Genomic DNA, 17306 nt, shown 5'->3' with positions numbered 1-17306 from the left:
CTGGTATTTTTTTTTAATTTACCGCGGCGGGCCCCGCCAGTTCCCGCGCCGGGGGGGGGGCCCCGGGGGCCGGGCCCCCCCCCCCCCCGGGCGGGCGCCCGCGGCCGCGGCCTCCGGCCGGGGTGAACGCCGTCGGCCACGCCACTACGGTGCGGCGTGGATCTCGTTCCGCCGGGGCTCCGCGGCCGTACCGACATGTCGTTCCGGGCCCCGGTAGGAACGCTCCCGCAGGGGCCCCCGGCCGCCCCTCGGCCCCCGAACCGCGTCACGAGTGGCCCGCGCCGGGGCCGGGCAGCCGGGGCCGGGCGAGGCCGGGCCACGACGGACAGCCGCGGACCGACCTCAGGGGCACCGGCCGGGGCGGCACGGCACCGCGCCCCCGCGGCCCGGCACCGGCCGGGGCGGCGCGCCGCCGCCGCGCCCGCGGACACGGCACCGCCGGAAGCGCCGTGGCACCGCCCCCGGACCGGCATCCGCCGGGGCGGCACGGCACCCATCCGGACCGGGGCGGCCCGAGGGCGCCGGTCCGGCCGTCAGGTCGAGTCGCGAGGGACGGCTGCGGCAGCCGTCAGGTCGTGCCGTTCGGTGGTCTCGGCCGGATCCCGTACCGCGCGGTCCACCAGGGACGCCAAGTGGTCGCCGGTCGGCATCTCGATCCGCACCGTGCTCAGCCGGGGCCGCAGCAGCCGCCCGATGAGGAGGTCGTCCACGCCGATGACGGCGACGTCCTCCGGGACGCGCAGCCGCTCGTCCTGGAAGGCCCGCATCAGCAGCATCGCGTACTCGTCGTTGTACGCGAAGACGGCGTCCAGTCCGAGGCCCCGCCAGCGCGCGGCGAGCGCCGCCGCCGACTCCTCGGAGTAGGCCATCGGGAGGGCCCGTACCTCCGCGTCCGCCACCGCGGCCACCGCGGACCGCGCCCCCGCCAGTCGGGGCGCGGAGAACAGCCCCAGCCCGTCCTCCTCCGGAACGACCACGCCGATCCGCCGCCGGCCCCGGTCGACCAGGTGGGTCGCGGCCCTCGCCCCGACCTCCTCCTGGTTCACGACCAGCGCGTGCGCCCCCGGGACGCTGTCCGGGCCCATCGTGAACACCGCGCGGGCGCCCGCCCGCTTGAGCGCGGCGACGTTGTGCGCGGAGAGCGCGACCTCGCCGAGGGAGATCACCGCCACCGGCCGCAACTCGGCCCAGGCCCGCGCCGCTTCGTCCCCCGTGAGGCCGAGGCTCCCGTACTGGACCACCGTGTAGTCGAGTCGGCGCAACGCCCACTGGAGCTCGTTGAGGAAGGCGCTGTACAGCGGCCCGACCGGCACGTGGGAGGTGGGCAGCAGGACGATCCTGGTGCGTCCGGCGCGCAGGCTGCGGGCGGCCGCGTGCGGAACGTAGCCCAGTTCCTCGGCGGCCTCGCGCACTTTGCGCCGGGTCGGTTCGCTGATCCGTACCGCTTCCGCGTTGTTCAGGACGTAGGAGACCGTCGCGCGCGAGACTCCGGCGAGGCGGGCCACATCGGCGCTGGTCGGCACGGGGGGCGGCGGCGTGGGGGATCCGGACGCCGGCTTCGGCGGCCTCGGCGGCTTCGGCGGCTTCGATGACTGTGACATTGCGGTGGCATCTTTCCAGACCGGTGGGACCCGGGGGCCTGCCGCTGGCCTGAACCGGGTGCTGCACACCGCTTGCACGAGTCATTGACACGTGCAAGCAGGGCGCTGCGTCCTCATCGTCCTCATCCTCGGGACGTCGCCCCACCCGTCCTGCCGTGCCGTCGCCTGTCGCGCTCCGACGCACCCCCGCCGCCGCGACAGGGCGGCGCGCACCCCCTCCCACCCCCTCTTCCGCCCGCCCAGGAAGGCGCCGTGGCCCTTTCCGTCGCAGTCGCGGGCGTCCTGCGCGCGCTCCGGGACGAGGCCATGGACACGGCGAACAAGCCGGCCGACTTCGGCCTGATCGCGGGGGGGTGCGGTGCCCCGCGAGGTTCCTGCTCGGGCGGAGTGGTACCCGGCCGCACCGGTGGACGGGTTCGGACCGGAGATGCTGGTTTCGCCGGTCCCCTCCCCTGCGCACCTCGAAGCCGCGGCCGTTGAGCGCGCGTCCGCCCGCGCCCAGGCCTTGGCCTCGGGGTGGACGGTGACGGCGGCCAGGACCGGGAAGAAGGAGATCACGCTTCCGTAGCCCACGGGGAGCCTGTCGGCCATAGGCGCCGGGCGGATTCCGTCGTGGTGTCATGCCTCAAATCATTACAGGGGCAGGTGAGTTGGACAGGAGTTGTCACAAGACCCCCGAAGTCGGACGGGCTTGATCAACGATTTGCGCGGGAGCCTCTGGTCAGCGCCGCCCCGCTCCCCTTACCGTCTGGCTACCGACCGGTAAGGGGAGTGGTCACGGTGTCGGACTCTTCGCTCTCGCACGTCCCGGCCTCCACGCCCACCGGGCTGGTGGACATGGCCGCCGCGCTCGCCGAAGGCACGGTCACCGCACGCCGGTTGACCGAGGAGGCCCTGCGCCGGATCGCGCTCGCGCAGCCGCGGCTCAACACCTTCAGGACCGTACGGGCCGAGGCCGCGCTCGCCGAGGCTGATGCGGCCGACCGGCGGCTGGCTTCCGGCGAGCGGCTCCCGCTGCTGGGCGTGCCGCTCGCCGTCAAGGACGACATGGACGTGACCGGGGAAACCACCGCCTTCGGTTGCGCCGGGGAGTTCCCCCGCAAGACCTGCGACAGCGAGGCCGTACGGCGGCTCCGCGCCGCCGGCGCCGTCGTCGTCGGCAAGACCCACACCCCGGAGCTCGGCCAGTGGCCCTTCACCGAGGGGCACGCCTTCGGCGCCACCCGCAATCCGTGGAACCCGGCCTACACGCCCGGCGGCTCCTCCGGCGGCTCGGCGGCCGCCGTCGCGGCCGGGCTGGTCCCGGCGGCGCTCGGCTCCGACGGCGCGGGTTCGGTACGCATCCCCGCCGCCTGGACGCACCTGGTCGGTGTGAAGCCGCAGCGCGGACGGATATCCACCTGGCCGGAGCCGGAGGCGTTCCACGGGCTGACGGTCAACGGCGTACTGGCCCGGACGGTGGCCGATGCGGCGCTCCTGCTGGACGCCGCGAGCGGCCCGCATCCCGAGGACCCGCACCGCCCGGCCCGCATCTCGGCGGTCGAGGCGGCCGGGCGGGAGCCCCGGCGGCTGCGGATCGCACTGTCCTTCGCGATGGCGTTCACGGCGACACCGAAGTCGCTTGACCACGAGGTGCGTTCGGCCGTGGAGCGGCTGGCCGGCGGGCTGGAGGCGCTCGGCCACGAGGTGGTGCCGGAGGATCCCCGGTACGGACCGATCGGCCTGACCTTCGTGCCCCGCGCGACCGCGGGCGTACGGGACCTGGTGGCGCGGGTGCCGGACGCCTCCCTGCTGGACCCGCGCACGCACGAGGCGGTGCGCACGGGCCGGCTGCTCGGTGGACTGCCGCTCCGGGTGTCGCGCCGGGCGGAAGCGGTGCTGGGGCGGCGGGTGGGCGAGGTCTTCGGCCGGTTCGACGTGGTCCTCACGCCGACGACGGCCACGCCTCCGCTGCGGATCGGGGCCCTGGCCGGGCTGGGCGCGATGGCCACCGACCGGGCGATGATCGCCGCCTGCCCGTACGCGTGGACCTGGAACGTACTGGGCTGGCCGGGGGTGAACGTCCCGGCCGGCTTCACGCGGTCCGGGCTGCCGCTCGGGGCCCAACTCCTGGGCCCGGCCGACTCGGAGCCGCTGCTGTTGGCGCTGGCCGCGCAACTGGAGGCCGCGGAGGCCTGGCCGGCCCGACGCCCCGCCTGACCCGCCGCCGGGCGTTCGGCCCCCGATCCTGCCCGTGCCCCGTTCCCGCCCGTGCCCCGTTCCCGGCCCGAGCGGGGCTCCCGGGCTCCCGCGCTCCCGGGCTCCACCCACCCCGTACCCGCGCCCCGATCGCCGGCGCGGGCGGTTGTGCCGGCTCCCGCCGAGAACACCTGCCCCGGCGGGGGAGTCCGCTGGTCCCGAGCGTGCGACAGGGGCCGTCGGAACCCAGTAGCCTTCCCGGAATGACGGCACTCCCGCAGCGCAGGAACGGTCCCACCGAGCAGCCCGGGCGGGACGGTTCCACCGCCACCACCGAGGCGGACCCGCAGGCCATCGGGCCGGTACGGACCGAGTACGCGCCCGACCCGGACGGGGATCCGGACCCGGGCGAGATCGTGTGGACCTGGGTTCCGTACGAGGAGAACGACGGCCGCGGCAAGGACCGCCCGGTCCTGGTCGTGGCCCGGGAGGCCGGTGGGCGGACCCTGCTCGCCGTACAGCTGTCCAGCAAGCGGCACGACCGAGACCACGAGTGGGTGCCGATCGGCCCGGGCCCGTGGGACAGCGCGGGCCGGGAGTCCTGGGTGGACGTGGACCGGGTACTGCGGGTGCACGAGTCGGGAATGCGGCGCGAGGCGTGCGCACTGGACCGAGGCCGCTTCGGCCGGGTCGTGGAACGGCTGCGCGAGCGCTACGGCTGGCGGTAGCCGCTCCCGGCCGGAGCGCCGACCCGCGCCGCGAACCCCTGGGCCGATCGGCGAACCCCGGCCGCGCCAAGCCCCGGGCCGGGGTCCGCCCGGCGGGCACTCAGCTCGGGAAGGCGCGGGCGAAGGCTTCCCTCGGGGACGGATCGCGGTCCAGGACGGCGAACACGACGCGGTCGAACGTGCCCGTGAAGCGGCCCGCCAGCAGGCCCCGGAAGGCCTCCGCGACCTGCGCCGGGTCGTTGCGGAACACCCCGCACCCCCACGCCCCCAGCACCAGCGAGCGGTACCCGTGCAGCGCGGCGACCTCCAGCACCCGTTCGGCCCGACGCGCGAGCGCGGCCGGGATCTCGGCGACGCGCTCCGGCTCCTGGCGGCGGATGGTGCCCGCGTTCGGGGCCGGGGAGGTGAGGAAGCCCGCCAGGAACGGCATCTCCAGCAGCTCGCCCCGGTCGTCGCGGAAAACGGGCACGCCGGGCGAGTGGATCACCCGGTCGGTGTAGAAGGTGCTGGCTTCCGCGCGGTGCACCTCGTAGTACTCCGGCGCCTCCAGCAGCGTCTCGTACAGGGCCGAGGCGCGGCACAGGGCCTCCTCCTGGGCCTTGGCCCCCCGGACGTAGCCGCCGCCGGGATTGCGCGCCGAGGCGAAGTTCAGCACCGCGACCCGGTCCTGCGCACCGGTCGGCGAACCGTCCGCGCCGGCGGAGGTGTGCCCCACCGCGAGCCGGCGGGCCGCGACCGTACTGCTCTCCCCCGTCACCTCGACGACCATCCGGCCACTTCCCGGGACTCCCACGTCCCCCGGGTCTCCCGCGCCTCCCACGTCCCCCGGGTCTCCCGCGCCTCCCGGGCCTGCGGGGCGGCCCGCGCCTCTCCCGACGCACCCCTCGTCTGGAATGATCCGATTCGGTCCATATATTCTGGTTCCTGCCTTGGCCTCCGCCAGGGCGGCGGCCAGCGAGACCTGCCGTCCCGACCGCGTCCGGTAGCCACCGGCCGCCAGGATCCGCGCGTTCTCCCGCGCGATCTCGCGCAATCTGCTGCTCATACCGTCATTTTCCGTACCCCCGCCCCGTGGCGGCAAAGGAATTTGTGCCCTGGAGACGGGTAGGCACGGGGATGTCACGGTCGACGACAGGAGATGAGGACCCGTCATGCCACAGGACTCACCAGCTCCCGCACCCGCCCCACAGGTCACAGCCCCACCCTCCCCCGCCCCCTCGCCTGCCTCCGCCATCACGGAGGTCCAGGCCGAGGACCTGCTCCGGGGGATCTGTTTCAAGACCGGCCCGCCCCGTCTCCTCGGCGCCGAACTCGAATGGCTGGTCCTCGACGCCGAACGGCCCGAGCGCCCCCTGTCCCCCGAGCGGCTGCGCGCCGCGCACGCCGCCGCCCGGGCCCTGCCCCTCGACTCCCAGGTGACCGTCGAGCCCGGCGGCCAGCTGGAGCTCAGCTCGGCACCCGCCGCCTCCCTCACCGCCTGCGTGGACAGCCTCCAGGCCGACCTGGACGCCGTACGGACCGCCCTGCTCGCCCAGGGCATGGTGCTGCGCGGCCTCGGGCAGGATCCCCGCCAACCACACCGACGCCTGCTGACCAGCCCGCGCTACGACGCGATGGAGGCCTACTTCGACCGCGTCGGCCCGTCCGGGCGCGCCATGATGCGCGCCTCCGCCTCCGTGCAGGTCTGCGTGGACGCGGGGTACGAGGAACCCGGCGCGCTGGGCCACGGCCGGCGCTGGCGGCTGGCGCACCTGCTGGGCGCCGTCCTGGTCGCCGCCTTCGCCAACTCCCCCGGCGGGCAGGGCCCGTACGACGGCTGGCGCTGCGCCCGCCAGGGCAACTGGGCCGACATCGACAGGCGACGCTCGCTCGCCCCGCCGCTGGAGACCGAACCGCGCACCGGCTGGGTCCGGCAGGCGCTGGACGCCGAGGTGATGTGCGTACGGTCGCCCGGGAGCGAGCCCTGGACCGTCCCCGACGGGATGACCTTCCGGGACTGGCTGCGCGCGGGCGAAGGGAGCGACGGCCGGCCCGGCGGGAGTGGCCCGACCCGGCTGCGGCCGCCCACCCTCGACGATCTGGACTACCACCTCACCACCCTGTTCCCGCCCGTCCGGCCGCGCGGCCACCTGGAGCTGCGGATGATCGACGCGCAGCCCGGCGACGACGGCTGGCTGGTCCCGGTGGCCGTCGTGCACGCGCTGTTCGACGATCCGGAGGCCACCGAGACCGCGTACCGGGCGACGAAGGCCCTGGCCGACGCCTACGGATCGCAGCCCGCGCCCCGCAACCCCCTGTGGCGCTCCGCCGCGCACCACGGGCTGGCCGACCCGGAGCTCCGCTCCGCCGCCGCGACCTGTTTCCGCGCGGCCACCGCGGCACTGCCCCGGCTCGGCGCGAGTACGCACGTCCAGGACACGGTCGGCGCCTTCGCCGAGCGGTTCGCCCTGCGCGGCCGCTGTCCCGCCGACGATCCGCCCGAACAGCGCCTGACCGGGAAGGAGGACCGCGCGTGACCACCGAATCCCGACCCGGCACCCGGGAGCGGGCCGCCGCCGCCCTCATCGCGGCCCGCGCCCGCACGGCGGCGCTCACGGACGCGGTGACCGACCGGGACCTGACCGCGCAGCACTCCCCCTTGATGTCCCCGCTGGTCTGGGACCTGGCGCACATCGGGAACATGGAGGAGCTCTGGTTGCTGCGCCAGGTGGGCGGTCGGGAAGCCATGCGCCCCGAGATGGACCCGATGTACGACGCCTTCGAGCACCCCCGCGCCGAGCGCCCGAAACTTCCCCTGCTCGGACCCGACGAGGCCCGCCGGTACGCCGCCGAGGTGCGCGGCCGGGTGCTCGACCTGCTGGACCGCACCCCGCTGGAGGGTACCGCGCTGCTGGACGCGGGCTACGTCTTCGGAATGATCGCCCAGCACGAACAGCAGCATGACGAAACGATGCTGATCACCCACCAGCTACGGGTGGGCGCGCCCGTCCTGGCCGCTCCCGATCCGGACGCCCCGTACGATCCTCCGACAGCGCCAGAAGTGCTCGTTCCCGGCGGCCCGTTCACGATGGGAACCTCCACCGAGCCGTGGTCGCTGGACAACGAGCGGCCCGCACACGTCCGGGACGTCGCGCCGTTCTGGATCGACACCCTGCCGGTGACCAACGCCGCGTACGAGGCGTTCGTCGCGGACGGCGGATACCTCGATTCCCGATGGTGGGCCCCGGCGGGCTGGGCGCAGATCCGCGAACACGGCATCGGCGCGCCGCTGTTCTGGCACCGGGAGGGCGGGCAGTGGCTGCGCCGGCGCTTCGGGGTGACGGAACCGGTGCCGGGCGGCGAGCCGGTGCTGCACGTCAGCTGGTACGAGGCGGACGCCTACGCCCGCTGGGCGGGGCGGCGGCTGCCCACCGAGGCCGAGTGGGAGAAGACGGCCCGGCACGATCCGGTGTCCGGCCGCTCGACCCGCTACCCGTGGGGCGACGCGGACCCCACTCCCGCGCACGCCAACCTGGGCCAGCGGCACCTGCGCCCGGCCGTGGCGGGCAGTTGTCCGGCCGGGGCCTCCGCACTCGGCGTACGCCAGTTGATCGGTGACGTCTGGGAGTGGACCTCCTCCGACTTCCTGCCGTACCCCGGGTTCCGGGCCTTCCCGTACCGCGAGTATTCGGAGGTGTTCTTCGGCCCGGCGCACAAGGTGCTGCGCGGTGGCTCCTTCGCGGTGGACGCGGTGGCCTGCCGGGGCACCTTCCGCAACTGGGACCTTCCGGTGCGGCGCCAGATCTTCGCCGGTTTCCGCACGGCGAGGGATGTCTGATGTGCCGTCATCTGGCGTACTTGGGACCGCAGGTGGCACTCGGGAGGCTCCTCAGCGAGCCGGAGCACTCGCTGGTGCACCAGGCGTGGCAGCCGCGCCGCCAGCGCAACGGCACGATCAACGCCGACGGCTTCGGCGTCGGCTGGTACGCGGAGGGTGATCCGGTGCCCGCCCGCTACCGGCGGGCCGGGCCGGTCTGGGGCGACCTGACCTTCGCGGACCTCTCCCGCGTGGTGCGCAGCGGGGCCGTACTGGCCGCCGTACGGGACGCCACCCGGGCCGGGGCCGACGGGGAGGCGGCGGCCGCGCCGTTCGCGGACGGTCCCTGGCTGTTCAGCCACAACGGCGCGGTACGGGACTGGCCGGACGCGGTGGCCCCCCTGGCGGCCGGGTTGCCGCCCGAGGCCCTGCTCCGACTGTCCGCGCGTACGGACTCGGCCCTGGTCTGGGCGCTCGTCCTGGCCCGGCTGCGGGCCGGGGACGACCTCGGAACGGCGCTGGCCGAGCCGGTGCGGGAGCTGTCGACGGCCGCCCCGGGCTCGCGGCTGAACCTGCTGCTGACGGACGGGGTCACCATCGCCGCGACGGCCTGGGGCGATTCGCTCTGGTACCTGACCGACGCCACGGCCACCGGCAGCGACACCGCGACCGGCGGCAACACCGGCTCCGGCACCGGCACCGGCACCGGGCGCACGGTGGTGGCGTCCGAGCCGTACGACGACGATCCGCGCTGGCGCGAAGTGCCCGACCGGACCCTGCTGACCGCCACCCGTACCCGCATCCGACTGACTCCGCTCAAGGAGACCCCGCCGAGCGAGAAGGAGTGCCCGTGAGTGACTTCCAGCTGACCCGGACCCTCGACGAGCACGCGGCGGAGACCGCGCTGCGCGCGGACGTGCTGCACGGATTGACGCACACCCCCAAAGTGCTGCCGCCCAAGTGGTTCTACGACGCGCGGGGCAGCGAACTGTTCGAGGAGATCACCCGGCTGCCGGAGTACTACCCGACGCGCGCGGAGCGGGAGATCCTGCTGGAGCGGGCGCGGGAGATCGCCTCGGTGAGCGGGGCCCGCACGCTGGTCGAGCTGGGCTCCGGGTCCTCGGAGAAGACCCGGCACCTGATCGAGGCGATGCCGGCGCTGGACACCTACGTCCCCGTGGACGTGAGCGAGAGCGCCCTGACCGGAGCGGCGCAGGTGCTGCAGGCGGAGCATCCGGGGCTGCGGGTGCACGCGCTGCTCGCCGACTTCACCCGGGCGCTGCACCTGCCGGAGTCCCCCGGGCCCCGGCTCGTGGTGTTCCTGGGGGGCACGATCGGGAACCTGCTGCCGCCGGAGCGGGCGGTGTTCCTGGCCTCCGTGCGGGCGATGCTGTCGCCCGGGGACGCGCTCCTGATGGGCACCGACCTGGTGAAGGACGAGTCCGTGCTGGTGGCGGCGTACGACGACGCGCGGGGGGTGACGGCCGAGTTCGACAAGAACGTACTGGTCGTGATCAACCGGGAGTTGGGCGGGGACTTCCGCACCGCCGACTTCGAGCACGTGGCGGTGTGGAACCGGGAGCGGGAGTGGATCGAGATGCGGCTGCGGGCCCGCTCCGCGGTCCTGGTGAAGATCAGGGCACTGGATCTGGTGGTGCCGTTCGCCGCGGGCGAGGAGATCCTGACGGAGATCTCCGCGAAGTTCCGTCAGGAGGGCGTACGGAAGGAACTGGCGTCGGCCGGCCTTGAGTTGACCCAGTGGTGGACGGACGCGGCGGGCCGGTTCGCTCTGTCCCTGTCGGTGGCCGGCGGCGCGGACGGGGAGGGCTGAGCGGGCACACCGGGCAGCGGGGCGGACACGACCGCGGTCACCGCGGTGGTCACCGCGGTGGTCACTCCTGTGATCGCGACCGCCCCGCTGACCGCCCCGCCGCGCCCGGGGGCCCCGCTCACGGGCGCCCCGCCCACCGCCGCCTGCGCGGCGGCCGCGAGGTCCCGCCGGTCCGTGTAGCGGCCCGGCGGGATCCGCGGCTCCAGCCTGACCTCCGCCCGGATCCCGCGGGCCCGGACGATCCGCCACAGCGAGGCGGTCAGGGGGTCGTCCCCGACGAAGGCGGGTACCCCGGCCGGCTCCCCGTCGTGCCCCAGGTACGTGATCCGCACGGGCTGCACGGGGACCCGCGCGTCAAGCGCCGCCTGGAAGGCGGCCCGCCGGAAGGGTCCCCGGGCACGCCCGCACCAGGTGGAGCCCTCGGGGAAGACGGTGACGCGGTCGCCGGCCAGCAGGGCGCGGGTGACGGTCTCCACGGTGCCGGGCAGAGCCCTGAGCCGGTCGCGTTCGATGAACAGGGTCCCGGACCGTCCGACGAGGCGGCCGAGGACGGGCCAGGCCCGGATGTCGCTCTTGGCCAGCATCCGGCAGGGCAGCGCGGCGGCGACGAGCGGGACGTCCAGCCAGGAGATGTGGTTGGCGACGACGAGGCGGCCCCCGGCCGGGCCCGGGCTGCCGTGCACGCGGACGCGTACACCGAAGGCCCGTACGAGGGCGACCGACCAGGCCCGTACCAGCGCGTGCCGGGGGCCGGCGGCCAGCAGCCGCAGCGCCGGGGCAACCAGGATCCCGGCGAGGAGCAGGGTCAGGGCGATGGTGAGCCGGAGCACGGCGAGGGCCGCGCTCGCGGTGCGCCCAGCGTGGCCCGCGCAGGCCTGCGGGGTACAGGGCGAGGCGGGGAGCCAGCCGCTCATGTACCCGGGGTGAGCGAGAGGAAGTGCTTGAGGTAGCGCGGGTTCGTGCGGCGCAGGGAGAGCAGGACGTACAGGTCGGCGCAGCCGAATCCGGCGTCCAGAGCGGGCTCGCCGCAGACCCAGGCGCCCAGCCGGAGGTAGCCGCGCAGGAGCGGCGGCAGTTCGGTGCGGTCGGGGAACGCGATGCCCTCGGGGTTCCACGGAAGGTGCGGGGTGACCCGGTACTCCTCGGGGGCGAGGTTGCGGGTCAGGACGGTCGCGCGGGTGGCGGCGGCCAGCACGCCGCCGTCGGCCAGGGGTATCGAGCAGCAGCCGGCGAGCCAGTTGTGGCCGGAGCGGTCCATGTAGCGGGCGAGGCCGGCCCAGATGAGGGCGATGACGGCGCCGTTGCGGTGGTCGGGGTGGACGCAGGAGCGGCCGACCTCCACGAGGTCGGAGCGGATGGGGGCGAGGGCGGACAGGTCGAACTCGCCCTCGGAGTAGAGGCGTCCGGCGACGGCGGCCCGGTCCGGGGGCAGCAGCCGGTAGGTGCCGACGACCTGTCCGGTCTCTTCCTCGACGACGAGGAGGTGGTCGCAGTACGCGTCGAAGGCGTCGCTGTCGAGTCCTGGTTCCGGGCCGTCGAGACGGGCGCCCAGTTCGCCGGCGAAGACCTGGTGGCGCAGGCGCTGCGCGGCCCGCACCTCGTCCTCGTCGCGGGCGAGGCGGACGGCGTAGCGGGGGGAGGCGAGCAGGGGTGCGGGCGCGGAGACCGGGGTGGGGGTGAGGGTCGAGGTGGGGGCGGGGGTCGGGGTGGGGGGAGCGGCGGACGGGGACAGGGGTGCGATGGTCATGGCGGCTCCTGATCCGGGCACGGAGAGCCGGGTCGGCAGGTGCGCGAACCGGCTCCTTTACTTCTTCCGTGACCGGCTGGATTCGACATGACCGCGCAGCGGCCCTCGGATGTGCGAACGCTGAACTCGGTGGGGGCCGGTGGCAGCGGCGCCGATCAGCGGTCGGAGCTGAGCACCGTGCTGATCGTGTCGGAGGCCGCCTTGGCCGCCTGCTCGGGGTCCTGTCCGGTGAGCACGGCCGTCATGAAGGGCTTGATCGGGTTCTTGGCCTCGATCTCCGCCCAACGGGCCGAGTTGGGGGTGGCCCGGCCCTGGGCGGCGCCGGGGGCCATGTTCTCGGCGCCCTCGTTGCCCTTGACGACGTGGGCGAGGTTGGTCCGGTTGGGTACGTAGCTCATCGTGCGGGCGAGTTCGGTCTGCCACTTCTCGCTGACCAGCGCCGTGATCACGTTGACGGCGCTCTTCCGCTGCCCGGTGCGCGCCGGGATGATCAGGTCGGATCCGCCGGTGAACACGGCCCCGGCCTTGTCGGCGGTCTTGCCCGGTATCGGGAAGAACCCGATCTTGCCCTTCAGGGCAGGGTTGGCCGCCTCGATCTCGGCCGCCTGGCTGGGCGTCGCGATGATCTGGGCCACCTGGCCCCGGGCGAAGACCTGTGCCTGCGGGGGCGTCTCCTCGTCGGCGTCCTTGGGGCCGTCGCCCAGGGCCTGGAGCTGCTTGTAGAACTCCATGCCGGCCAGGGCCCTGGCCTCGTCGAGCGCCCCGACCCACTGGCCGCTGGTCTCGACGGCCAGTTCACCGCCCTCGTCCCAGATGAAGCCGGCGAGGACGTACCAGTTCTGGCCCGCGAGGTAGATGCCCTGCTGGTCGCCCTTGTCGAGCTTCTGCGTGGTCTGGATCCACTCCTGGCGGGTCTTGGGCACGGTCTTGATCCCGGCACTCTCGAACAGGCCCTTGTGATAGATCACCACCCGGTTGGCGGCGTACCACGGGACGCCGTACTGGGCGCCGTTGACGCTTCCCGGTTCGGAGAGGCCCTTGAGCCAGTCCTTGCTCTCCCATGAGCGCAGGCCCTCCAGGGTGAGTTCGGAGAGCCCGCCGGTCTCGACGTACTGGGCGACCTGGGTGTTGCCGACCTCGATGACGTCGGCACTCTCCTTGCTCGTGCCGTCGAGGACGGCGTTGACCTTGTCGCCGATGCCCACCCACTCCTGGATCTTGACTTCCAGGTCGACGCCCGGGTGCTCGCGTTCGAACGAGGCGGTGAAGGTGCTGATGAACTCGTCCGAGGCGCTGCCCTTCATGAGCCAGAGCGTCACCTTCCGCGCGTCCGGGTCCGCCCCTCCCCACTGGCTGCAGCCGGTGAGGGCGGTCGCGGCCGCGAGGACGGTGCACAGGGCGAGGAGGCGCGTCTTCACAAGTTCACCTTTGGATGGACAGTTCGCGGATGGCTTGAAATTGGCATAGACCAATGGGCGGGTCAAGGCCCTTTCACTCGGGATTCTCGGCGCAAAGTTCGCGGTGGCGGACTTACTGGGGCACCGTGGAACGAGGCAACAGCCACCCAGTGTCGGGAGACCTCCATGTCCAACCACACGTACCGGGTGACCGAGATCGTCGGCACCTCCCACGAGGGCATCGATCAGGCCATCCGCAACGGAATCGCCCGCGCGGGCCAGACCGTTCGGAATCTGGACTGGTTCGAGGTGACGCAGGTACGCGGACACATCGAGAACGGGGAGATCGCCCACTACCAGGTGGGTCTCAAGGTCGGCTTCCGCCTCGAAGGCGAGGAGTAGCGCGGGGCGGGGCGGCCGGCGCGCTCGGTCCGGTCGGTCCCGTCGGTCCGGTCGGTCCCGTCGGTCCGCTCGGTCCGCTCGGTCCGGTCGGTCCGGCCGGCCGGCCGGCCCGCGATTCGGCGCCCCTCCGCCTGGGGGGCGCGCCCCGGACGCGCCCTCTCATCATCGGGCCCCCTATCGGGCTAGGACGCCGGTACGGACGCCCGGGCGTCGGAGGCCAGGACCCGGATCAGGCGCGAGCTGCTGTCCGCACCGAAGCCCGCCTCGACCCCGCGCCGGTACAGCTCGGCGTGCGCGGCGAGGATCCGGGTGTCCACCCCGGAGTCGGCGGCCGTGTGCAGGACGTGCTCGACACTCGCCGCACACATGGCGAGGCGCTCGTACGTACCGTCGTGCCGGTCCGCGTCGATCAGCGGCGCGGAGCCCTCGTAGAAGCCGCGCATGCCGTCGGCCGTGCTGCCGGCGTAGGGGGCGATGTCCGCCGCGGTCAGGCCGTTGGCCCGCGCGATGGCCACCGCCTGCATCCAGCCGGTGTACGCGGTCCAGAAGAGGGTCATGTTGAGCTGGTAGTAGAGCTGGGCGTAACCGGCGTCCACGCCCCGGTAGTCGGTGGCGGCGAGCACGTCGAGCGCGTCGCGGTGCTGCTCGTAGACGTCCTTCGGGCCGCTGACGAAGAGGGACGAGCCCTCGCGGCCGACATCACCGGGCGACGCGTTGACTCCGCCGGTGAGGTACGAGGCCCCGCGCGCCTGCGCCCACGCCGCGGCCCTGCGGGCCTTGTCGGGTACGTCGGAGGAGAGGTTGACCAGGACGCGGCCGCCGAGGTCGGCGTCACCGAGCGTGCCGTACATGGCGTCCACGTCGATGAGGCTCAGTACGGTCAGCGTGCTCGCGGCGAGTGCCTCCGCGACACTGCCGGCCCGCCGCGCCCCGCGTTCCACGAGCTCGGCGTCCTTGCCCGGGCTGCGGTTCCAGACGGTGACCTCGTACCCGGCGTCGAGGTAGGCGGCGGCCATGGCGCGGCCCATGGGGCCGAGGCCGACGACGGTGACCGCGCCGGGCCGGGCTACGGAGACCGGCGTGTTGTGCGTGATCGAAATGAGATTCATGGCGGAGCTCTCTCCTCGGATCTTAGCTAGAACGAACGCTCTATCCAGCGCTCACCACGAACGTAACACGACTAGAACGAACGCTCTATCCACTTCTGAGGTAGGGTTCCCTCATGACCGCGGCAGTGAAAACGACGCAGGAACTGGGAACGCGCGAGCGGCTGGTCCGCACCGCGTCACGCCTCATGCAGCACGGCGGGTACGAGAACACCCCCATCAAGCAGCTCGTCCGCGAGGCGGAGGCCACCCTGGGCTCGCTGTACCACTTCTTCCCGGGCGGCAAGCAAGAGCTCGCGGTCGCCGCCATCCACTACGGCGACGAGGAGTTCGCCGACTTGCTCCGCTCCGGTCTGTCCGCGCACGCGGACCCCGGGCGCGCGATCGAGGCGGTCACGGAGATGCTCGCCGCGGCGCTCGCGGAATCCGACTGGCGCGACGGCTGCCCGGTGACACCCACGGCGCTGGAATCGGTCGGCCGCCTCCCGGAGCTCCAGGCCGCCTGCGCCGAAGCCTTCACCAACTGGCAGCACCTGGTGGCCGCGAAGCTCCTGGCCTCGGGCCACCCGGAGGCGGAGGCACGCGATCTGGCGATCACCGTGATCAACGCCCTGGAGGGCGCCGAGATGACCGCGCAGGTCACCCGGAGCCGCACCCCGCTCCTTGTCGCAGGCCGCCACCTGGCCCGCCTGGTCACTTCGTACGCCACCCCCGGCCCCCTCTCCGCGGCGGCCGCCCCGCACGCCTGAGGACCCGGCCCCCTCTCCGCGGCGGCCGCCCCGCACGCCTGAGGACCCGAACGCCCTACGAGGCGCCCGTCCGACGGTCCCGGGGTGCCCCCGAAGTGCCGGCGAGCGGCGGTGGGCCGGCGGGCGGTGAGGTACCGGCGGGCGGCGGGGCGCACGCGATGCCCGCGAACGGCGGGGCGCACGCGAGCGGCGCAGGGCGGCGGGCGGTGGCGGTCAGGTGCGGCCCTCCACCTCCTGGGCGGTCTTCAGTTCCGGCGCCTGCACGGCCCAGTCCGCCAGGACCACCCGGAACCCCACCGCCCGCGCGGCCCCGCAGACGAGCTCGTCGTCGTCCACGAGCATCCGCACCTCCCGGCCCCGGGCGATCCGCTGGAGCACCTCCAGCTTGGTCGTCCGCGCCGGGCGCCGGTCCTGGTTGCCCCGCATCCACAGCCGCCCGGTCGGCAGCCCGTGCCGGACGAGCCACTCCTCCGTGTCCGCCCGGCAGCGCTCCGGCCTTCCGGTCAGGTAGACCACCTCGCAGTCGGCGGCGCTCTCCACCGCCAGGGCGATCCCGCGCGCGAGCGGCGGATCGGCCCGCGCGGCGCCGAAGAAACCGTTCCAGTCGCGGGGGCGGCGCTCCAGGAAGTGCTGTCGGTGCCCCGTGTCGGCCAGCGTGTTGTCGATGTCGAAGACGGCCAGCGGCCGGGTGGTGTCGTTCGCGCTCATGGCCCCACCCTAGGCGGGGGAATCCTGGCCGTTCCCGGGCGTTGAGACCTGTGTGATCCGAAGACTCTCGATACTCGACCGGTCCCGCACCCGCGAGGGGTACGACGCCCCGCGGGCCCTGCGCGACACCGTGGACCTGGCCCGCGTCGCGGAGGATCTCGGGTACCACCGGTTCTGGGTGTCGGAGCACCACAGCGTGCCCGGCGTCGCCGGCTCGGCCCCGACCGTACTGGCCGCGGCCGTCGCCGCGGCGACCCGGCGGATCCGCGTCGGGACGGGCGGCGTCATGCTGCCCAACCACCGGCCGCTCGTGGTCGCGGAACAGTTCGGGGTCCTGGAGTCCCTCTTCCCCGGCCGCATCGACATGGGGCTCGGCCGCTCGGTCGGCTTCACCAACGGCATCCGGCGGGCGCTGGGCCGGGACACCGGGGACGCGGACCGGTTCGAGGAGCAGCTGGCCGAGCTGCTGGGCTGGCTCGACGGCACCCAGCGGGCCCACCCGGAGGTGCACGCGCGCCCCTCGGAGGGACTGCGGATACCGGCCTACGTGCTGGCCACCGGCGAGGGCGCCGGGATCGCAGCCCGGGCCGGGCTGCCGCTGGTGGTCGGCGATCTGCGGACGCGCGCCGAGCTCACCGAGGCCGTGGAGACCTACCGGGCCCGGTTCCGGCCCTCCGTCCGGGGCGAGCGACCGTACGTGGTGGTCTCGGGGACCGTCGCGGTCGCCGCCACCGAGGAGGAGGCCCGGCGGATCCTGGTCCCGGAGGCATGGTCCCTCGCCCACTCCCGGACCCGCGGCAGCTTCCCCCCGCTCCGCCCGGCCGAGGAGATCGAGGCGACCGCCATGACCCCGAAGGAGCGGGAGCTCTACGAGGGGGCGCTCGCCGGGCACGTCCACGGCACCGAGGAACAGGTCGCGGCGGAGCTGGCCGTGCTCGCCGATGCCACCGGCGCGGACGAGCTGCTCGTCACGACTTCCACGTACGACCGGGCGGCGCTGCTCGACTCCTACCGCCGGCTGGCCCGGATCGCGGGCCTCTCCGGCCCACCCGGGCCCTAAAAT

Annotated in this window: 15 protein-coding genes and 1 pseudogene; 9 read left to right on the top strand and 7 right to left on the bottom strand. The window is 74.1% G+C overall.

The features are described 5' to 3' along the window. Nucleotides 1–533 precede the first annotated feature (533 nt). Entirely contained in the window at nucleotides 534–1601 is a 1068-nt protein-coding gene (locus ACWFQ8_RS31170) for a LacI family DNA-binding transcriptional regulator (protein WP_453789642.1), read from the bottom strand. Between the two features lie 837 nt (nucleotides 1602–2438). Here ACWFQ8_RS31170 and ACWFQ8_RS31165 point away from each other — a divergent pair. Further along, nucleotides 2439–3800, top strand: coding sequence for an amidase (locus ACWFQ8_RS31165; RefSeq protein WP_453789644.1), 1362 nt, complete (start codon nucleotides 2439–2441; stop codon nucleotides 3798–3800). 242 nt (nucleotides 3801–4042) lie between these two features. After that, the gene (locus ACWFQ8_RS31160; RefSeq protein WP_453789641.1) at nucleotides 4043–4507 is read left to right on the top strand and encodes a type II toxin-antitoxin system PemK/MazF family toxin; all 465 of its coding nucleotides are present in this window, start codon (nucleotides 4043–4045) and stop codon (nucleotides 4505–4507) included. A 100-nt stretch (nucleotides 4508–4607) separates the two neighbouring features. Here the strand turns inward: ACWFQ8_RS31160 and ACWFQ8_RS31155 are convergent, their stop codons facing one another. Then, nucleotides 4608–5552 (bottom strand): TIGR02452 family protein, encoded by a 945-nt coding sequence (locus ACWFQ8_RS31155; RefSeq protein WP_453789640.1) that lies wholly within the window; start codon nucleotides 5550–5552, stop codon nucleotides 4608–4610. A 106-nt stretch (nucleotides 5553–5658) separates the two neighbouring features. On the opposite strand from ACWFQ8_RS31155, the gene egtA reads away from it, so the two are divergent. Genes egtA through egtD form a run of 4 tightly spaced genes read left to right on the top strand, consistent with a single transcriptional unit; the run spans nucleotide 5659 to nucleotide 10134 of the window. Then, nucleotides 5659–7023: an ergothioneine biosynthesis glutamate--cysteine ligase EgtA gene (egtA, locus tag ACWFQ8_RS31150; RefSeq protein ID WP_453789639.1), complete on the top strand. Its 1365-nt coding sequence runs from the start codon at nucleotides 5659–5661 to the stop codon at nucleotides 7021–7023. Continuing rightward, a complete protein-coding gene (gene egtB / locus ACWFQ8_RS31145) occupies nucleotides 7020–8324 on the top strand; it encodes an ergothioneine biosynthesis protein EgtB (protein WP_453789638.1) in 1305 nt (434 codons plus the stop codon). Before egtA ends, egtB begins: the two co-directional genes overlap by 4 nt. Further along, the gene (egtC, locus tag ACWFQ8_RS31140) at nucleotides 8324–9157 is read left to right on the top strand and encodes an ergothioneine biosynthesis protein EgtC (RefSeq protein WP_453789637.1); all 834 of its coding nucleotides are present in this window, start codon (nucleotides 8324–8326) and stop codon (nucleotides 9155–9157) included. The genes egtB and egtC overlap by 1 nt, the downstream gene beginning before the upstream one ends. Continuing rightward, nucleotides 9154–10134, top strand: a complete 981-nt coding sequence (gene egtD, locus ACWFQ8_RS31135; protein WP_453789636.1) for an L-histidine N(alpha)-methyltransferase — start codon at nucleotides 9154–9156, stop codon at nucleotides 10132–10134. The genes egtC and egtD overlap by 4 nt, the downstream gene beginning before the upstream one ends. A 383-nt stretch (nucleotides 10135–10517) precedes the next feature. On the opposite strand, the pseudogene ACWFQ8_RS31130 reads toward egtD, so the two are convergent. The 3 genes and pseudogenes from ACWFQ8_RS31130 to ACWFQ8_RS31120 all read right to left on the bottom strand — a co-directional run. Beyond that, nucleotides 10518–11048: pseudogene (locus tag ACWFQ8_RS31130) on the bottom strand (lysophospholipid acyltransferase family protein); the annotation flags it as partial. After that, nucleotides 11045–11881: a GNAT family N-acetyltransferase gene (locus ACWFQ8_RS31125; RefSeq protein WP_453789635.1), complete on the bottom strand. Its 837-nt coding sequence runs from the start codon at nucleotides 11879–11881 to the stop codon at nucleotides 11045–11047. The gene ACWFQ8_RS31125 and the pseudogene ACWFQ8_RS31130, both read right to left, overlap by 4 nt. Before the next feature lie 155 nt (nucleotides 11882–12036). Next, nucleotides 12037–13299, bottom strand: a complete 1263-nt coding sequence (locus ACWFQ8_RS31120) for an extracellular solute-binding protein (RefSeq protein ID WP_453789634.1) — start codon at nucleotides 13297–13299, stop codon at nucleotides 12037–12039. 165 nt (nucleotides 13300–13464) lie between these two features. Between ACWFQ8_RS31120 and ACWFQ8_RS31115 the strand changes: the two genes are divergently transcribed. Further along, nucleotides 13465–13680, top strand: a complete 216-nt coding sequence (locus ACWFQ8_RS31115) for a dodecin (protein ID WP_453789633.1) — start codon at nucleotides 13465–13467, stop codon at nucleotides 13678–13680. A 182-nt stretch (nucleotides 13681–13862) separates the two neighbouring features. Here the strand turns inward: ACWFQ8_RS31115 and ACWFQ8_RS31110 are convergent, their stop codons facing one another. Beyond that, complete coding sequence (locus tag ACWFQ8_RS31110) at nucleotides 13863–14789, bottom strand: NAD(P)-dependent oxidoreductase (protein ID WP_453789632.1); 927 nt, start codon at nucleotides 14787–14789, stop codon at nucleotides 13863–13865. A 113-nt stretch (nucleotides 14790–14902) separates the two neighbouring features. Here ACWFQ8_RS31110 and ACWFQ8_RS31105 point away from each other — a divergent pair, with 113 nt between their 5' ends. Continuing rightward, entirely contained in the window at nucleotides 14903–15535 is a 633-nt protein-coding gene (locus ACWFQ8_RS31105) for a TetR/AcrR family transcriptional regulator (RefSeq protein ID WP_453789631.1), read from the top strand. Nucleotides 15536–15748: 213 nt separating this feature from the next. On the opposite strand, the gene ACWFQ8_RS31100 is transcribed toward ACWFQ8_RS31105, so the two are convergent. Next, a complete protein-coding gene (locus tag ACWFQ8_RS31100) occupies nucleotides 15749–16243 on the bottom strand; it encodes a phosphatase domain-containing protein (protein WP_453789630.1) in 495 nt (164 codons plus the stop codon). A 52-nt stretch (nucleotides 16244–16295) separates the two neighbouring features. Here ACWFQ8_RS31100 and ACWFQ8_RS31095 point away from each other — a divergent pair, with 52 nt between their 5' ends. Continuing rightward, the gene (locus ACWFQ8_RS31095) at nucleotides 16296–17303 is read left to right on the top strand and encodes an LLM class flavin-dependent oxidoreductase (RefSeq protein ID WP_453789629.1); all 1008 of its coding nucleotides are present in this window, start codon (nucleotides 16296–16298) and stop codon (nucleotides 17301–17303) included. The last annotated feature ends 3 nt before the right edge of the window (nucleotides 17304–17306 follow it).

Source organism: Streptomyces sp. NPDC055254 (genome assembly GCF_053606025.1).
This window is presented reverse-complemented; position numbering and strand designations above follow the sequence as displayed.

Excerpts from the sequence above, each read along its gene's own strand:
- ACWFQ8_RS31125 (WP_453789635.1), bottom strand. The coding sequence starts at position 11,881 with ATGACCATCGCACCCCTGTCCCCGTCCGCCGCTCCCCCCACCCCGACC.
- ACWFQ8_RS31170 (WP_453789642.1), bottom strand. The coding sequence starts at position 1,601 with ATGTCACAGTCATCGAAGCCGCCGAAGCCGCCGAGGCCGCCGAAGCCG.
- ACWFQ8_RS31115 (WP_453789633.1), top strand. The coding sequence starts at position 13,465 with ATGTCCAACCACACGTACCGGGTGACCGAGATCGTCGGCACCTCCCAC.
- ACWFQ8_RS31165 (WP_453789644.1), top strand. The coding sequence starts at position 2,439 with ATGGCCGCCGCGCTCGCCGAAGGCACGGTCACCGCACGCCGGTTGACC.
- ACWFQ8_RS31100 (WP_453789630.1), bottom strand. The coding sequence starts at position 16,243 with ATGAGCGCGAACGACACCACCCGGCCGCTGGCCGTCTTCGACATCGAC.
- ACWFQ8_RS31155 (WP_453789640.1), bottom strand. The coding sequence starts at position 5,552 with ATGAGCAGCAGATTGCGCGAGATCGCGCGGGAGAACGCGCGGATCCTG.
- egtA (WP_453789639.1), top strand. The coding sequence starts at position 5,659 with ATGCCACAGGACTCACCAGCTCCCGCACCCGCCCCACAGGTCACAGCC.
- ACWFQ8_RS31160 (WP_453789641.1), top strand. The coding sequence starts at position 4,043 with ATGACGGCACTCCCGCAGCGCAGGAACGGTCCCACCGAGCAGCCCGGG.
- ACWFQ8_RS31110 (WP_453789632.1), bottom strand. The coding sequence starts at position 14,789 with ATGAATCTCATTTCGATCACGCACAACACGCCGGTCTCCGTAGCCCGG.
- egtC (WP_453789637.1), top strand. The coding sequence starts at position 8,324 with ATGTGCCGTCATCTGGCGTACTTGGGACCGCAGGTGGCACTCGGGAGG.
- ACWFQ8_RS31105 (WP_453789631.1), top strand. The coding sequence starts at position 14,903 with ATGACCGCGGCAGTGAAAACGACGCAGGAACTGGGAACGCGCGAGCGG.